Annotated in this window: 11 protein-coding genes; all 11 read left to right on the forward strand. The window is 56.2% G+C overall.

Features of this window, described 5'->3' with window-relative positions:
* The first annotated feature begins 309 nt into the window (after positions 1–309).
* The 11 genes from Pla52nx_RS26060 to Pla52nx_RS26110 all read left to right on the forward strand — a co-directional run bounded on the left by Pla52nx_RS26060 (position 310) and on the right by Pla52nx_RS26110 (position 17400).
* The gene (locus tag Pla52nx_RS26060) at positions 310–2094 is read left to right on the forward strand and encodes a 30S ribosomal protein S1 (protein WP_146518835.1); all 1785 of its coding nucleotides are present in this window, start codon (positions 310–312) and stop codon (positions 2092–2094) included.
* A 569-nt stretch (positions 2095–2663) separates the two neighbouring features.
* Positions 2664–3662: a hypothetical protein gene (locus Pla52nx_RS26065; RefSeq protein ID WP_146518836.1), complete on the forward strand. Its 999-nt coding sequence runs from the start codon at positions 2664–2666 to the stop codon at positions 3660–3662.
* A 117-nt stretch (positions 3663–3779) separates the two neighbouring features.
* Positions 3780–4463: a MotA/TolQ/ExbB proton channel family protein gene (locus Pla52nx_RS26070; protein ID WP_197454353.1), complete on the forward strand. Its 684-nt coding sequence runs from the start codon at positions 3780–3782 to the stop codon at positions 4461–4463.
* On the forward strand, positions 4460–5395 hold the full coding sequence (locus Pla52nx_RS26075) for an ExbD/TolR family protein (RefSeq protein ID WP_197454354.1): 936 nt from the start codon (positions 4460–4462) through the stop codon (positions 5393–5395). Before Pla52nx_RS26070 ends, Pla52nx_RS26075 begins: the two co-directional genes overlap by 4 nt.
* 31 nt (positions 5396–5426) lie before the next feature.
* Positions 5427–6158, forward strand: coding sequence for an ExbD/TolR family protein (locus Pla52nx_RS26080; protein WP_146518839.1), 732 nt, complete (start codon positions 5427–5429; stop codon positions 6156–6158).
* 5 nt (positions 6159–6163) lie between these two features.
* The gene (locus Pla52nx_RS26085; protein ID WP_146518840.1) at positions 6164–9391 is read left to right on the forward strand and encodes a PQQ-binding-like beta-propeller repeat protein; all 3228 of its coding nucleotides are present in this window, start codon (positions 6164–6166) and stop codon (positions 9389–9391) included.
* Positions 9388–10503 carry a hypothetical protein gene (locus tag Pla52nx_RS26090; RefSeq protein ID WP_146518841.1) on the forward strand — a complete coding sequence of 372 codons (1116 nt, stop codon included), beginning with the start codon at positions 9388–9390 and terminating at the stop codon, positions 10501–10503. Before Pla52nx_RS26085 ends, Pla52nx_RS26090 begins: the two co-directional genes overlap by 4 nt.
* 38 nt (positions 10504–10541) lie before the next feature.
* A complete protein-coding gene (locus Pla52nx_RS26095) occupies positions 10542–11840 on the forward strand; it encodes a TolB family protein (RefSeq protein ID WP_146518842.1) in 1299 nt (432 codons plus the stop codon).
* A complete protein-coding gene (locus tag Pla52nx_RS26100) occupies positions 11837–13360 on the forward strand; it encodes a hypothetical protein (protein WP_146518843.1) in 1524 nt (507 codons plus the stop codon). The genes Pla52nx_RS26095 and Pla52nx_RS26100 overlap by 4 nt, the downstream gene beginning before the upstream one ends.
* Positions 13357–14874 carry a tetratricopeptide repeat protein gene (locus tag Pla52nx_RS26105; protein ID WP_146518844.1) on the forward strand — a complete coding sequence of 506 codons (1518 nt, stop codon included), beginning with the start codon at positions 13357–13359 and terminating at the stop codon, positions 14872–14874. Before Pla52nx_RS26100 ends, Pla52nx_RS26105 begins: the two co-directional genes overlap by 4 nt.
* Positions 14875–14907: 33 nt before the next feature.
* Positions 14908–17400 carry an ABC transporter substrate-binding protein gene (locus tag Pla52nx_RS26110; protein WP_146518845.1) on the forward strand — a complete coding sequence of 831 codons (2493 nt, stop codon included), beginning with the start codon at positions 14908–14910 and terminating at the stop codon, positions 17398–17400.
* Positions 17401–17408 lie beyond the last annotated feature (8 nt).

The raw sequence follows: 17408 nt of genomic DNA on the forward strand, positions 1-17408 counted from the left end.
GTACCGGCACTGCGCCGCCAGAACGAGTTTCGCTCTCCGGCACACACATCGGCATGTTGCTCGATGGACAAGAAAACTCTAGCGGTCTAGTCGCTGTCGGATTGCCCTTTTCGGGGATAGTTCCCCATTCCAGGGGCTGCCCTATTTGGGGAACGACGGACGGCTCCCGAAACCCTTCACCCTCCGAGACCAAACGCTCTCATTCACGACTGCTGCACCGTTCTTGTTTCCTTTCATTTCGTTCCTCTTACCCCTCAGCGCCGAGCGAGCCTTCTTTCTTTGACTCGCCGCGTCCAATGGTAAATTTGCATGGTTAACCGTAACCTCATCCGCTCCCTCGAAGACGACGACATTCTCGACGAACTGGCCTTGATGGCTCCCCAAGAGGAGACCGAAGACTGGTTGCTCGATTTTCTGCAGCATGCAGAGCAACAAGACTACAACCAAGGCAAGATCGTCGACGGTCGCATCGTTGAAATCAACGATGAATGGGCGCTGATCGACGTCGGATTCAAGAGCGAAGGCACGGTTGCCTTGAACGAGTGGGGGCCTGACGAAGCGACCCCCAAGATCGGCGATGTTGTCAAAGTCCTCATCGAGGAAATGGAAGACAACTACGGCGCCGCCGATGACCCCTACGGCATGATCTCGCTGAGCAAGAGCAAAGCAGAGAAGATCATCGAGTGGGAAAAGATCATCGAAACGATCGGCGAAGGCCAGGTCGTCACCGGTACCGTCATCCGCAAAATCAAGGGCGGCTTGCTCGTCGACATCGGCGTCAACGTTTTCCTGCCGGGCAGCCAAGTCGACATCCGACGCCCCGGCGATATCGGAGATTTCATCGGCCGCGTGATCCAAGCGGAAGTGCTGAAGATCGACGACACGCGACGCAACATCGTCATCAGCCGTCGCTCGCTGATCGAGAACCAACGCGAAGAAGACCGCGCTTACTTGATGAAGGAACTCGAGGTCGGTCAGATCCGCAAGGGGATCGTCAAGAACATCGCCGACTTCGGTGCGTTCGTCGACCTGGGCGGCATCGACGGTCTGTTGCACATCACCGACATGGCTTGGGAGCGTATCGGTCACCCCAGCGAGATGGTGGCCATCGACCAAGAAATCGAAGTCAAGGTGTTGCACATCGATCGCGAAAAGCAAAAGATCGCTTTGGGTCTGAAGCAAAAGGATCGCAACCCGTGGGAAAACATCGAGGCCAAATACCCGGTGGATTCAACCCATCACGGCGAAGTCGTCAATGTGATGAGCTACGGTGCATTCGTGAAGCTCGAACCGGGCATCGAAGGCCTCGTGCACATCTCGGAAATGTCGTGGACCAAACGGGTCAATCACCCCAGCGAACTGGTCAACATCGGCGACGAGATCGATGTCAAGATCTTGGGCGTGGACCCCGAAGGCCAACAGCTTTCGCTCGGCATGAAACAAACGCAAAAGAATCCTTGGGATGACGTCCTGGAGCGTTACCCCGAAGGCACCGACGTCACCGGCAAAGTACGCAACCTCACCAACTACGGTGCCTTCATCGAGCTGGAAGAAGGCATCGACGGGTTGCTGCACGTCAGCGACATGTCGTGGACCCGCAAGATCGCTCACCCGAGCGAAATGTTGGAGAAGGGACAAGAGCTTGCCTGCCGCGTGCTGAGCGTCGACGAAAACCGTCGCCGTATCGCCCTGGGGCTCAAGCAGCTTGATAACGACCCATGGGATGGCGACATTCCAGACAAGTATCAGCCCGGCCAACTGGTCAAAGGCAACGTCACCAAGATCACCAACTTCGGCGTCTTCATCGGACTCGAAGACGGCTTGGAAGGCTTGCTGCACATCAGCGAATTGGCCGAGCACAAGGTGGAAGACCCCGAAGAAGTCGTCAAGGTTGGCGACGAGATCGAAGTCAAGGTCTTACGTGTCGACACCGACGAGCGAAAGATCGGTCTTTCGCTCAAGCGAGTCGATTGGGGCGAAGAGCAAGAACGCGCCGCAGCGGCAGCCGAAGCCGAAGAGTCGGGCGTCCCTCCCCAAGACGGCGATCTCAAGGGTGGCTTGGGCGGCAGCGAAGGACCTCTGTTCCCCGGTTAGTCGAATCCCTCTTTGGTGGTCGGCCAGTCCATCACCAGCAAATGAAACTGCAAAAGCCTCGCGAGCCAAAACTCGCGAGGCTTTTTTGATGCTGGTAAGTACGGTCTCTATCGCGTGGCGGTTGATCTGCGCAGACTGGGTTCCTACCAATCCGCGTAAGCCGTTTCACGCAAACGTGTTGCGATGACTGTCGTGAGTCGCGTGAATCATGCAGGCTAGTCCATCTTTTTGTTCCATGCATCGCAATCAAAGTGAGCCTCAGGCACTAGCCGTGGGCCGGCACCACAATCCGGCTCAGGCCCACGGCTAGCGCCTGAGGCTCACTGGGGCCACCAGCTGCGCCGGCAGAAGGGACAAAAACCTGTGTAAACCCAAAAAGCAACAACACCAAACTTTGAGCAGTCCGGGCTAGCGGTGGTGGTCCGACGGAGAACCTGCCCCTTGTCTGACGCTTGGCTCGCGCCATCGCCCCGCGCCATCGCCCCGCCCCAAGGTGTACAATTGACGTTCTTGTCGCCCACAAAAACCGCTCTGGTCGTTGCCTTTTCCTTGCATTCATTCATTGAGCCATGAAAGAAAAATTGACTCAGGTCGAAAGCGAAGTCAAAGAGAGGTTAGATGATCCCTTTGTCCGCTCACGCACATTTGGTCGACTGAAATGGCTGCGTGATGAATCTCTGCTGGCAATGGTGCTGGCCGTGATCGTTGCCGCCGCGGTCGTCTTGATCTTCTTGGTGGGCGGCGAAGTCATTGGGCCAGCAGAAGCCGAGTTGGCAAAGCCGAACATCACCGTCCAGGAGGTCATTCTCGGTGACGGAACCAGTCCACTGGACAGCGTCGTCGATGCGGTCACGCCGCAGCAAGCCGTCGAGCAATCCAGCGCCCCGATGGCGGGCATCGATGCGATCGCCAGCCTGGACGTCGGCACCGGGCGTGACCTGACCGGTGAAAACTTGACGATCGCTGATACGAAAACGAAGTTGGATAATCTGCCTGTGGTCACGTTGCCACCAGCACCGCCAGGCGGCGGGTCGCCCGGCAGCTCGTCCGTCGTCGGTATCTTTCGGATCGACGAGAATACAAAGTCGGTGGTCTACGTGATCGACAAGTCCGGCTCGATGGCGGGCAGCAATCTAGCACGCGTTCAAGCCGAGTTGATCTTTGCGATCAGCGAGATGAACGAAGACCAAAGTTTCTCCGTGGTCTTTTTCGATGGACTTGCGTGGCCCATTTTTGCCACCCGTGGTATCGCGGGCACGGGGCGTTCCAGGTCGCTGAAAATGCTGCCGGCGACCGACGGCAACAAGAAATTGGCGATCGATTGGATTCGCACCATGCACGCCGACGGCGGCACCAACCCTTTTCCTGCGGTCATGCTGGGACTGGGTGTCAAACCAGAAAAAATCGTTTTGCTCAGCGATGGCGAGTTCAGCGATACTTATGTTCGAGACATCGACCGTGCCAATCGAGGAAATGCGTCCATCGATTGCATCGGATTTGGCGAAACGATCAGGACTCTGGTCGACATCGCGCAACAGAACAACGGACGCTACATTACAGCCCGCTGAGTCGGCATGTTCGTCAGCCTTTCCAGGCTGACATGCCCCCGTGTTGCCACCCCAGAAAGGTCGGCAAACCGGCGGATTGCACTTTTCACTTCTCCTCACAACGAATCGGACGAACGGATGGTCGAACTGGTCCTCAATAGCGGCTTTGTCGGAATCATCATCGGCATCCTCTTTGTTCTCGCCATCGGGATTTTCATCGAACGCGTCATCGTTTTTCGAAACGCATCGAGCGACGCGGAAGCCTTTGCCGATGAGTTTGATGAAGCCATCCGTGGATCGGATTACGATAAGGCGATCGAGATTTGTGACGAGTACGGCGGCGAACACGGTGCGGGGGTTCCCGAGGTCTATCGGATCGCGATTGAGCACAGCAGCCTCGGACCGGCGACCTTGCGAAACGTTCTGGACAACCACATCGAATTGATCGTCGTCCCCAGATTGCGTGCGCGTTTGGGGCTGCTGGGAACAGTCGCTCGTGTCGCTCCCATGCTGGGACTGATCGGAACCGTTTCGGGGATGATCGGCGCTTTTGGAACGATCGCCGGCGCCACGGGGGCCGGGGTCGAACCTGCAGCATTGGCCGGTGATATCGGCATGGCGCTTGGAACCACGTTTCTCGGATTGCTGGTAGCCATCCCGATTGTCTTCGCGATCACGTATCTCAAAGCGCGGATCGAGAAACTTGAGATCGACCTGGATCGCTACAGCCAAAAATGTTTGGACGTCATGTTTCCGTCCAACCCGCCAACCATCGCCCCAAACAAACGTCCCTCAATGGCCACCGGCGAGGCACGCGCATGAGCGAACTGTCCCAATGGGAACTTCGTCGCCGCGGGACCGACAAAATTGCGACCGCCAGTGCGGACAAGCTTGCCGAGTTCGTTCACACCGGCGTGATCGGCGACCAGCATGAAGTGCGGGTGGTCGGTGCCAGCGAGTGGCTCAGTGTCGCTCAGGCGATGCCGTTTTTGCCCAAGCAGACGGCGAATGTAAATCCTCCGATGGAAAGTAAGCGGGCAACGACTCCTCCGCCAACAACCCCACAGCCGAAAACAACACGAGCGCCGAAAGCAGCTCCGCCGCTGAGTCCAAATCCGACGTCCTCGCGTTGGCTGACCGATTCAAACGCACCAACTTCTGCTGCGGCCGATACTCCTGAGGTCAGTACTCCCGCAGTCAATTCGCCGGTGGTCAGTACTTTGGGCAGTGTCGCGACCGAGGTTCCGACGCAACCGCCATCACGTGGTGAGCGTGCTGCCGCCAGACGTTCGTCGATCGTGGATCCGGACGACGAAGAACTCGACATGACACCCATGATCGACATGACGTTCTTGCTGTTGATTTTCTTTATGGTCACCAGCACCATCTCGCCATTTGCCGACCTGCAGCTCCCCGAAGCCAAAGCGGGGGACGCCGAGCGTCCAGAGGGGCGTGTGATCTTGGTGTTGGACTATCAAGACAATCAGATTGTCGATGACACCTCCCAGTACAGCGGATCGGAATTCATTGAGCTGAAGGATTGCAAGCTCTACTTGGCCGACGAGACAGACAGTTTCATTCCTCCTGACCAGTTGCATGCCGCTCTGGTGAGGGCGTTTGAGAAAAACGGTGGAGGAGAGTTCATCCTGCAGTCCAATCGCAAGATGCCCGTCGGGGTGGTCCGCGAAGTCATCAAGACGGCGAAATCCGCCGGAGCGGGTGATACCATGATCGGCGTTGCGAGGCCCAGATGATGGGAGCCCGACCGACAGGAGCAACACGAACATGAACACCACTTGGATCATCGTAACGCGAGCGGGAGACCGCATCGAGAACCTGACAGAGGATCAAGTACGTGAGTTGCTGTATCGTCGCAAGATCCAGCCGGAAGACTGGGCGATGGAGAGCTCGCCCGCAGAGCATTTCAACCAACCGGCTGCCGACCACGGACAACTTCGTCAGATTGCATTGATCGATCCGTTCGCCGGAGTCGCCAGCACCGCGCGGAGGCGACGACGAAAGAAACAGGACGGCGATCCTGGAATGGACATGACGCCGATGATCGACGTTGTTTTTTTGTTGTTGATTTTCTTTATGATCACTGCAACCTTTCATTTGCAAACCGGACTCGGTTTTCCGCCGGACAAACAAAAGGACTCGCCATCAACGAACGCACCGGCGCCCGGCTTGAGTGAGTTCGACGACCGTGTGATCATCGAAGTCAACGAGAAGGACGAGTTCTTTGTCAAATCGGTCGGTGGCACTAGTCAACCCGTTGCGGTCGCGGATCTGGTTGCGGCGATTCGTTCCGAGGGCGAGTCGAGCAAACTGAATAAAGCGTTTGTGGTCGCTCACGAAATGGCGTCCCTGGAGGCGATCGTGAAAGCGTTCGATGCGGCGGCCGAAGTCGGGATTTCCGATGTCGCCTTGGCAGACGTCACGACGGCACCATCGGGAGGGGCGTCGGGCGGTGCATCGGGAGGAAACAATCAGCCTCTGCAAATTCAACGCAACTGAGTGGCATGAGCAAGCGACCCGCGAAACGAAAGAAGCGATCCGGTGGCAAGAGCCGGCCGCTCAATCGCAGCGTCGTGCCGATCCTGGGTGTCGTGCTGTTGCTGTTGATCGGTGCGGGCTACGGCGCGTACCGACACTATCAGTCGACCAAGATCCGCGCCGCCTATGCTCAGCGATGGGAGATCGCCGACCGACAATTCAGCCGACGAGGTCTGCAACAGGCTGCTGTCGAGTATCGTAAGATCCAAGAGATGGACGCGATCGACTCCGCGATTAGCGATGCCCCGACGGTTCACAAGCTGGCTGAATCGATGACGCAGTTGTGCGGGGCAATGGAACAATCTGATCTGACGGCGGTCGATGGATTATTGCAAGCCATCGTGGCTTCACCGGAGACGCTTGAATTTGCAGGCGAAGACCAAGACATTCTGACCCGAGACGAGCGGATCGACGAAATCCATCGGTGGGCTGCCGACGAAATCAGGCGTCTAGGGAAACGACTCTCGGCAGTTTCTCTCTCGGCCAACCTCAAGTCCATGGACGATGCGAGGAAGTTCGTCGATCAGTGGAACGATGCGGAGTTTGATCAAGCACGGGCCGCATTGGCTCGCTGGGTCGACTTCGCCGAACCGCTGGGTCAGCCCGCTGCCCAGTTGCGGCAAACCCTCAACGACGCTGAGAAGGCCAAACGGTTTCGCGATTCGATCCAAGCGACCCTTGCCGCAGCCGACGGCGCGTTGGCCTCTCTCAATGATGGGGACGTGGCCAACGCATCGTTTCAATGGGAATCGACCAAGAGCATGTTTCCGAATCTGGCATCGGAGACCATGTGGACCGATTTCCGCGAAAGCCTTCGCGATACGATCCGAAACCAGTTCAACGGCAAGCAACAAACGATTCAATCGGCAGCGACCGGCCACCTGGGTGATCCTTCCCCGGACCTGCCCAAACGGATCAAACTGTCCCGATTGCTGACAGTTCCCTCCGACGTATCAAAGGACGCATCGCAGGCTGCATCTCTGGCAACTACCGAGATCATTTTTGCCCGCGTGCACGAGCTTTGTTATGCCTTGGATTCAAAAACGGGGGCGACTCGCTGGGTGGTGGAGATGGGCTATGACGCCAAGTGGTTGCCGACTCTGATCAACAACGGCAACACCACCCTGGCCTGTTGTGTGACACTACAGGGACAACGCGAAGTCATCAGTGTGCTCGAGGCGGCAACAGGAACGACACGTTGGTCCATCATGCTGCCTCCGGGTGTCGGCTTGGCGGGGCCACCCACCGCAATCAATCGAAATCTGCATCTGCTGCTGCGAGGTGGCCAGCTCTGGACATTGCAGATCGACGATGGCAGCGTAGTGTCACAACTGGATTTGCCGGAGACGTCCAGCAATCCCTTGGTGGTCCGAGAAGACGAGCAAGGCGTGATGGCGATCGGCGATCAATTCGGCGTTTATTTGATCGACGTCAAGGATAAGCCGACGGTGTCCGATGTCGTGTTTCCAAGCCAGGATGCAAACACGACATCGCGTCGTGGCATGTGGATCCCGCCCTACGTCGTCGTGTTCCAGAACAAACTGGATGAGAACACGTACGCGGAAGTATTTCAGCGACAGGGTGAGCAATTTCAACTCGTTCAGAGCGAACGCGTTGCTGGCCAACTCTGGGACAACCCTTCGATTGTCGGTGCCGATTTTCTGTTGGTCACCGATGCGATCGATGAAACGATACGCCATGTCGATGTCGATGCCCCTGTCGAACCAATTGCAACTCGCTATCGCCGACAAACGCCGACCTCGTACCCAAGGCGTCCTTATTTTCTTAGTCACGCGGATGCCCCGTTCGTAGCGATCCGGCAATCCAAGGTCATTTGTTATTGGGTGGACCCTTTGGCAAGCGGCGGAGAACGCAAACCGATCGTTCGTTGGGAACACTCGTTTCCATCCGAACATCACGTCGCCACTCAACCGCTGAGGATTCTGGGCAAGCATCTGTACGTCGCGGCGCAAGCCATCGGGACGCGGGCGATTTTGATTCAAGCGTTGTCGCTGGAAACGGGCAAACCGACGTGGTCTCTCAGCTTGGGCGGCGAGGTCACAACGATTCGCAGTGATGATCAAAATGCGATTGCACGAATGGACTCCGGGCAGTTGATTCACATCCGGCCAGACAAAGAGTCAGACGATGGGACCACGCATGCGACGATCCCGATTGATTCAACCGATCCAACGTTTCAGTGGATCGACGAAGCCAACGCAGTGCTGCGGTTCGACGCGTCCTCGCAAAGTTTGCAAGTCAATAAGACCGACGGCACGCAAATCGCGACGCAGAGAGTCGAGTCCGGCCCTGCCAGTCCGTTGTCCGTCCGGGTCGGACCACTTCGATTCGTCGGACAAGACAGTGAATCCAGACAAGGTGTCTGGTGTGCGATGATCGACGCCAAGTCCCGTTTTCAGATCTACCCACTCAGCCAAAACGCCAACTCGGCCGCAAAGCAATTAGGGGGAGCAAGTGAGATTCTGTACCACCAACTGAATGAACCGAACGCCGTCGGCTTTGTGAAGTCCGGTTCGGATCTTCCCGCTGGCTGGTTTGCTCCGCAGTGGCTGGATGAGTCTTCGTTGTTGCTTGCGAATTCTGACGGACGCATCATTAGGGTCCAGTTGAGAGTCCAAGGTGGAGTCCTCTTTGCCGCTCCGGACGACGACGGAGTGATCAAGCTCGGCGTGTTGGATCAAGCCCCGTTGCTTGACGGCGAATCGATTTGGGTGACCACCGGTTCCATGCTGCACCAATTGGATCCCCAGACCCTTGCGATCGGTCACACGGTATCCTTGCCATCACGTGCGACCGCTCAGATGGTTTTGAGTGAAGACCGTCTCGTCATCGGCTTGCAAAACGGTCGTGCGGCTATCATCAATCGAGACGGAAAGCCAAGCGTTCTGTCGATCCACCAAGTTTCCCAACGCCCCCTCCGGCTCGCATCGGTCGCCACTCAAGGCATCTGGCTTTGCGACGACCAAGACACCTTGTGGCTGTTGTCCCAGCAAGCGGTTTCTACGGGTTCCGGACCAGCGGTCTCGGTAGCGACCGCTCCAATACGAACACCCCCGATCGTACTGGATGGCATAGACTATATGACGACGGTGAGCGGAATTTGGACGCCGATCACGCCAATTCCTGTCAACGCTGTCCCGGAGAAAACAGTCCCGGAGCAAACTCTCCCATGAAATCGATACACCTCTGCTGCTTGGTCGCGATCGTGTTGCAGCAATCCGTCTCGCAGCAACATGCACACGCCGAAGAACCGCCCCCTGCACGGATCGCGATTTCCACTGCAGACCGATCGCCATCTGTTCAACATAGAATCGTCAATGGACAGTACCAGATCGAAATCAAACACACCGTCAGCATGATCGGTCGTCCGAGTGTCGAGTTCATCGTCGAGAGCAAGGAGTCGGGTGCCTGGACAGAGTCCAGCGTGACTCACGGCGACAACTTGAATGTCAAACAAAACGGACGCTCGGAGCCCCGCTCCTGCTCAGTCCGGCTGGCACAACAATGGAGTGCCGATCCCGCAGGAGACTATGAGGCGGAAGTTCGCAATCGCATTGAGGACGAAAATGGCAAGGTGAGTGACGAAGCCGCTCGACGCGAGATCGATCGGCTTGTCAATCAATATGGGCTGACGCTCAAGCACGTCTTGAAATTGCCTCGTTCCGCCGCCAATCGCTCCGAACCGGTCAAGACGCTGGCTCGGCTTTGCCGCTGGATGACGTACGACAAGCTTTTTCTAAAGATGCAAATGGACCCACGTCCGATCGCGACGGAGAGTGACGCGGACGCGATCTATCAGCAAGTCATGAAAATCCTGAACGGAGAACCGCTGCCCGAGAATGTGGACGAACACCTGCTGACCGTACCAGAACAGCAGCGGATGCAGGCAGCGTTTCAGTTCACTTATTCGGTCAATTTCATACCTCATTTGCACGACGAACAATCGGAAGCAAACTGGCGGCATGCCTTGAGGGTAAAATTCGAGCCTAGCAACTCCGCATCGGTAGACTGGACCGGTGAGCTTTCCAGTGGTGATCAAAGATCCGCATGGTTGGCATTCCCAAGCACGATCAACGTCCGGCAGATCAAAGTCAATCAAGCTCATGATGACAAATCGATCCAGTGGAATATCGTCACGGGCCAGAATGGCTGGAATTATCTCAGGGTTGCTCGTCCAGAGAGCGACGGCGTCGGCACCTTCAAGATTCAAATCGTCGGCGATCCATCGCAGAAGCCGATCAAGCTGATCCAAAGTCGACCACGCGACGTGGAGTTTCCGTTTTGACATCAACAAAAACAACTTCCCCGCCCATCTCCCCCGTAATGGAATTCGCCAGAATTCCCTTCGTCCACCGCATCCCTCTCTTTGCAGGCTTCACCACACATTCCTCTACACAGGATTTCTGGCGAAATCCACTACGTCAGTGCACATGGCAACTGACGCTCTGCCTCGCGGTTCTATTCGCATTGCATCAGACCGCGTTAGCGCAAACAGACTCGTCACCTGCTCTGTATCCTGGCGAACTGACGATTCAGATGCCGGGTGCGTTGGTCTCGCCCGCATCCGTTCCCACGCTGAAAGAAATTGCAGCGATGTCTGGTGAGGAGATTCCTCAACCCGTTGCGGTGATCCGAGTTCACTCTGACGCCAACAATCACTACGCGCCGACTTGGTCTGGCGACGGGACCGCAATCGGATTCCTGCGATCGGATCTGCAAAAGGGAACTCGCAAGGCAGTTCTGCAGCAACCCGGTCAAGCGCCCGTGACAATCTACGACGACCGGACGAGCTTTGAAGACATGGTGACGTGGAGCTCTGGACCTCGCAGCCTGATGGTTTTCGAGAGCAACAATGAGCCCAACGGTTCGAACAACGTTCATCAAACGTCCATCGCTTCCCCGCCACAGAGAATCACTTCTGGCAATGGTGTGATTGAATTCCCCGCGATCCATTCGTCCGGACAGAGTAGCACGTTGGTGTTCCGTCGCGACCGTGAACTATATCTGGCAACTTACCGACCCGATTCGGCGCTCGCCGAGTCAGTCGATTCAATCGGAGAGGGTGAAGAAGCCCAGTTGTCGCCCAATGGTCGTTTCATGGCGATCGTACGGCGCAACGAATCCGGAAACGAATATCGATTGGTCATTCGCGAGACGGCAGGAGAGCGTGAGAAAACATTGTGTGTGGCAACCGATGCGATCATTCGTAACCCAAGGATTTCGCCCCGTGGAAATGAGATTGCTTTTCATCGACGCGACATTCAAAACAATCGATGGGCGTTGTGGGTGATTCCGACCTCCGCATCGGAGGGTGACTCTAGTGCACGTGAGTTGCTCGCTGACATTCGCGTGCAGGAAGATTTTCGACACGTCGGTCCGACCTGGAGCCCTCACTCATCAGGCTTGTGGTGCTTTGCCAACACCAATGCACAAGCACACTATCCGCTCCAATTCGTTCGCGTGTCGGACGCCAGTTCGTTCACGGTCGAGTATCCCCTGCCGATCACGTCGGCATCCGAAGCCGCGTGCAATCCGGTGGTGCGCCGTCCCGTACTTCTGTTCGCCGGACACACCAGCAAACCGAGAGACATCTTCGCGATCGTACTGAGTCATCAGCCATGAGCGGACGCTTGACTCGTATCGTTTTGACAGCGTACCTGTTCATTGTGGCGAGTGGCCTCGATGCAGCGCAGCCGTTGCGTGAGCAGTTATTGGATGTGATCGCCTATCACCGAATCCAATTCTCGGGTAGCGAGTTGGCCCGACGCACCTACACGCTGTACGAAGATCAGTTTCATCGCATGAATGAAACTGAAAAGGCTGCCATTGCGGGCTGTTTTGCCACGCTGTCTGCGTTGGAGTTGAGGGACTGGACGACAGTCGCGGAATGCTTGTCGGATTCACCAGACAAACAGAAAGCCTGGCTAAGCGATTTCAAGTCGATGCCATCTGACTCACTTCACAATGCTCGAGAAGAACTGATTTCTCGAATCAACGCCCTGCTTGGTGAAATGGACTCCGATCAATGGGACTCTAGTCTCGGCGCCGACCACGGCCCAGATGACAACTTGTTCGACGCAGGCGTTACAATTCGTGTGGCAGGAAAAGTTGACTTTGACTATCGATTCATCGATCCCGGTGTTTTTCGTTTCGCCGCTGAGTCACAGACACACCAATTGTTGTCCTTGGTCGACGATACGAGCGATGTGGAATCGTTGCTGGTTCGCTTGTGGTGTGAACGGTTGATGGAGGACACCGAATCGGCAGCAGACACCACAGACCAGATCGTTCAACTGGCGACCGCTGGCAAACTGTCGGCGTCTCAAAAGGAAGAATGGCAGTACTTGCTCGCCACGCTGGCCGAGTTGCGAGGTGAATCGGACTCCGTTGAAACATTTTTGGAGTCCCGATTGGAAAAGTCACCAGAGGGCGTCTGGGCTCATCGTGCGTTGGGGCTTTTGTCGCTCAAACCAGACCAGCGACTTTCGATCCTGCAAAATTCGGCCAGCCGGTACGCGGAAGGTGCCCATCCGCTGTCCCATCAGGTATTGTCCAATCGGCCGGAGCAAACCAGTGCGGTCCTGGATCGATACTGGGAGATTGCCTGGGCTCATCGTCGCGTCGACGTTCGTGACCATCGATCGTCGGCATCCGAAACAGACACGCCTGTATCTCGACAATCAACTCGGCAATCCGCTCAAGACGCGTATCGATTGATTTCCGAATTGATGTCGCCGACCGTACTCGAATCATGGCGACCCATCGACCTGCTGCGGATCGCGTTGCTCATGGATGCTACAGCCGCGGTCGGCGACACCGAGACTTGGCAGTTGTACATCGATGAATCCTTGAGAGAAAAGCATCCGATACTCAACCCGCTGACGCGACTTTCCAGAGACTTCTCGGGACTTCGCCGCACGACATCGACGTCGGGTGAAATCGAATCCTTGCAACCCGATCACTCCGAAACACTGGTGACCCTGCTTTGGGGCAACGGGCAGACGGTCACGGTAGCAGATGCTGCGACTCCCGTTGCTCCGGAAACCTCGCGGTCTCGATGGATCTATGCCAGCGTGGTTCTGGCCGGACTTTGTCTCATTGCGATGTTCGTGCTGCGTTCGATGAGGAGACGTACCAGATGAGCATGACATTGTGCCGAAACTGCAACACTCCCTTTGAGTTAGCACCGTCAGCCGACGGAACGCTGAGTTGCCCAAAATGCGGCAAGCGATACCGTGTGGCGGCGGAGCACAAATCGCCATCACAATCAAGCACAACGGCCGATCCAGTTCCCAGTGAACCCGACGGCGCGAGCGACCAGAATTGGAACGTTGAATTGCCAACCACCGCATCGTCTCAGCCCGACCATGCCGGCCCTGGGTTCGCTCCATTGGCGAAGGTGCAAACGCCGATGGTTCAGATCGACATCAGCGACTCGTCCTCTGATGCCGCGAAATCGCGAACGTGGATTCCCATCGCCATTGGTGCTGCCGTGTTGACTGGTGCGCTATTGATCGGTTGGCTGGCATTGAGGAGTTCCAACTCAAATTCGGTTGCGGAAAAGGACTCGCAGGCGGACCAGCGTTCTGCTGCTTCGGTCGATCGCGACCGCGAAGCCCAAGACGTCGGCGCGGATTCTGGAGTCTTGGACCTCAGCGATTTGACCGCACTGGATTCCCTGGAAACCCTCGGAGCCGATGCGACGGACACGACATCGCAGAGAGATACCTCCGGCAACGCTTATCGCTGGCCGGCGGACGTTTCCCTGATGCAGATTCCCGCTGGACAAATCGCGACTTTAGATGGTGTGATTCAAACGGAATTGACCGACACAGGATTTGGCGCGATCACATTGCTGCTGCCGACGCCTCCGGGAACGCATCAACTGCAAACCAGCAGCGAACAATCGGGGCGTGAGGTTCGATCCAGCGGATTCTTGGCGTATTATCAACAGCAACGAAAGCGATTTGCTGGCGTGGAAGGGCTGGACTTAGAGAAACTCTCCGTTGAGTATGTGAAGGAGCGCGGATGGTTTCGCGAGCCGATTCTACCGCACTTGATTGGTGACGCGTATTGGCAACAAGGCGAGACCGACTCGGCTGTCAGATTTTGGCAAGCAGCCGTCCGCGTGTCGCCCGGATTTGCACCATCGCACCTGAATCTCGCCTACGCCGCGTCCCAGTCTGGTGAGAGCGCCGTGGCCGTCCGTGAACTGCACCATGCGTCGGCCTTGAACGTCCAGGACACGTACTCAATTTCCACACACCTCATTCGACTTCAGCGAGACTTAGAATCAGAGAGTGTCACGATCGGCAGCATGCGATACTCACCGCTGGACTATCTGCCCAGTTTCCCATCTGACACCAAGTCTCAACGTGTTTTGGATGTTTTGCTGACACTGAGAGACTTGGCCACCTCATCGGAGGACAAAGCCGCATGTATCAACAACATTGGCGTCTATCTGCAACATGAACTCAAACAACCCGGAGCTGCCGTCAACTACTTTTTGCAAGCCCGTCAGGAATTCAATCCCGACAATGCTGCCAGCGAATCGTTTGTATTAAAAACGATCCTGAACAACTTAAGTGAAAGCGCCGAGACTGCGGGATTCGCAGACGCAACGCTATATCGCCGGCTCGCAGTACAATCCCCATAGACACCGATTGATAATTCATCGTCATTGACCCGAATGCCCACTGGACCTTATTCATCGACGCATCGCTCACCGTGTTGCGGAACACTCCGCGACGGACGATCGGGTGCTGCGCAGTTAATGAGTCGCGCATCGGGCACGCGCGTTTTCATTCTGTGGCTGTTGGTGGTCTTGGCGTGTGTCTGCGGCTTTGGATTCAGCGTTGCCGTTGGCCAAAATCCAACTCCCAAGCGTCCTCCGCTGGTGACGATCCATCCCAAAACCAAGGAGATCACCGTCACCGTTTACGATATCATCCTTTTGGCTGATCGCACGGAACTCTACGCAAACCCGATTTGGTCTGACCAGGACAGACGTCCGTCGAACTATCGGATCCGGGATCAAATCATTTATACGCCCTACGATCGTAAGGAAGGCGGTATCGGCTTTTCCACGGATCGAATTCACAGCATCACCTACTGGGAATCGCTCGCCGAAGTCGAAGCACTCGGCCGCATGCGGTCGGGAGACTATCGCGTGGCCGATGCGATTGTCAAGAAAATGGAACAGTTCAACTCCGATTGGTCCACCGTGGATCAGTTGCGGGCGCGGATCGAAACGCGACGCAGCATCTACAAGATTCAATCCCAACAGAAGGTTGCGGAGGGATTGGCGGAGTTGGAAAAACTGCATGCTCGTTTCAGCAAGGATCCCTTCATCGAAGATGCGTTTACAGATGTGCTGATCCAGTTGGCGACCGATGCATTGGACTCCGAGGATGCGGACCAGGCCGACGGATATCTCGCCAAGGGAGAGACGCTGTTTCCGGACAACAAAAAACTGCTCGAGACTCGCAGGCAATGGCAAGCGGAGGCGGTACGGTTGGTCGCTGCAGCAGAGCAAAGCCAACTGACCAACAGTGGGCAAGCCATTGCAAAGGCTCAACGCGCCGTTCGGCTGACCAACGATCCCGATTTGAGGCGACGCGGACGGATCGTCATCCGCAATGCGGAAGGCTTGATCCTGGCGAGTTACGAAGACCCTGGCGTGTTTGAGCCGATCAATGCAACGCGACCTGTGGAACGCCAGATCGTCCATCTGATGCATGACTTTCTGATGACACGCGACGAGACAGGAACTCGCTATGGCAGGACGCCACTTGTTTCGCGGATCCAGCCGAGAAACCTAGATCAACAGTACATCGTCGACTTGACCCCAGGGTTGAAATTCTCCAACGGTTCACCGATCACCGCTGCCGACGTGGTGGAAACGATTGAATTACTGCGAAACCCTGCGGGAGAAGCGTTTGATGCAGAGTGGGCTCGATTCATCACCGGAGCCAGTCAAACGTCACCCTTTACCGTCAAACTCGATGTCAACCCGCATCCACGTCCCGATTCATTGCTCTACTTGCCAGTCCTGTATCGTGGCGCTTTCGGCGAGTTGCCCCAGCGGGGAGATGAGGCGTCCAGAAGTCCCGCTGCCGTTTCGGGCCCATACCGACTGAGCACGGTTGATGGGAGCGATGTCCAACTGGTCGCCAATTCACAGTTTCGCAGCCCGATGCAGATCGGAAAGATCAAGTTCAAAAGGTATGTGAAACGGGGGACTGGTCATGCCGTGAATGATCTCTTGCAAGAACGCATTCACGTCATCTCAGACCCGTCGCCTTCTCAACTGGCTCAGATACGCAATTCGCGAACCCGTTTCGAAACGCGTCGCATCGAGCCAAATAGTGTCTGGGTGCTGGCTGTCAATCATGGCCGCGCCTTGTTTGGTGACAAGTTAAACCCGAGTGGTCCTGGCGCGGCCCGAGATCTTCGCCGCGCAGCATCGCTTGCCATCGATCGACAGGGCATCTTGGATCAGTACTTTAATCTTGGCGGACGAGGACAAATGTCGCACGCGGTGGTCAGCGGCCCCTTTCCACGACAGTCCAAAGCCTACGATCTGACGTTCCCCAAACCGACCCAACAGGTCGATGCTGCGCGGTCGTTAGTCAGTCGATATCAAACGCAGGTGAGTCAACGAAAACTGGTTTTGAAGTTTGCCGATCATGGCGATGTCGTTGAGTCGGCCATGGCGCAGGTCAAGCGCGATCTGGAAGCAGTGGGTTTCGAAGTCGACTTGCAGAAACGACCCAACAATGCATTTCTCCGAGAACTGCGCAATGGTTCGTTTGACTTGGCCTATTACTGCATCGAACACGACAACGTGCTCTTTAACATCGCCAATCTGTTTGACGCCGCCCCGACCGCACTTGGCGAAGGCGGCAATTTCATGAACTACAACAATCAAACGCTTTCTCAATCCTTTGAAGATCTGAGAACCAGCAAAGTATCCGATGAGATCTGGGCGATTCAAAACAAAATCCATCGTTTCATTGGCACCGAAGCGGTTGTCATTCCACTGTGGCAGTTGGATACCTTTATCGCCTACACCAGACGGCTCGTTGCCCGCACCACCGAAGGCGAAGGTGCACTGCCGTTGGACGGGACGCACTTTTTCCGCGATGTGGAACAGTGGTACCTCAAGCCGCAAACGAACTAGCTCGCTCC

The organism is Stieleria varia, assembly GCF_038443385.1.
GTDB classification, from domain to species: domain Bacteria; phylum Planctomycetota; class Planctomycetia; order Pirellulales; family Pirellulaceae; genus Stieleria; species Stieleria varia.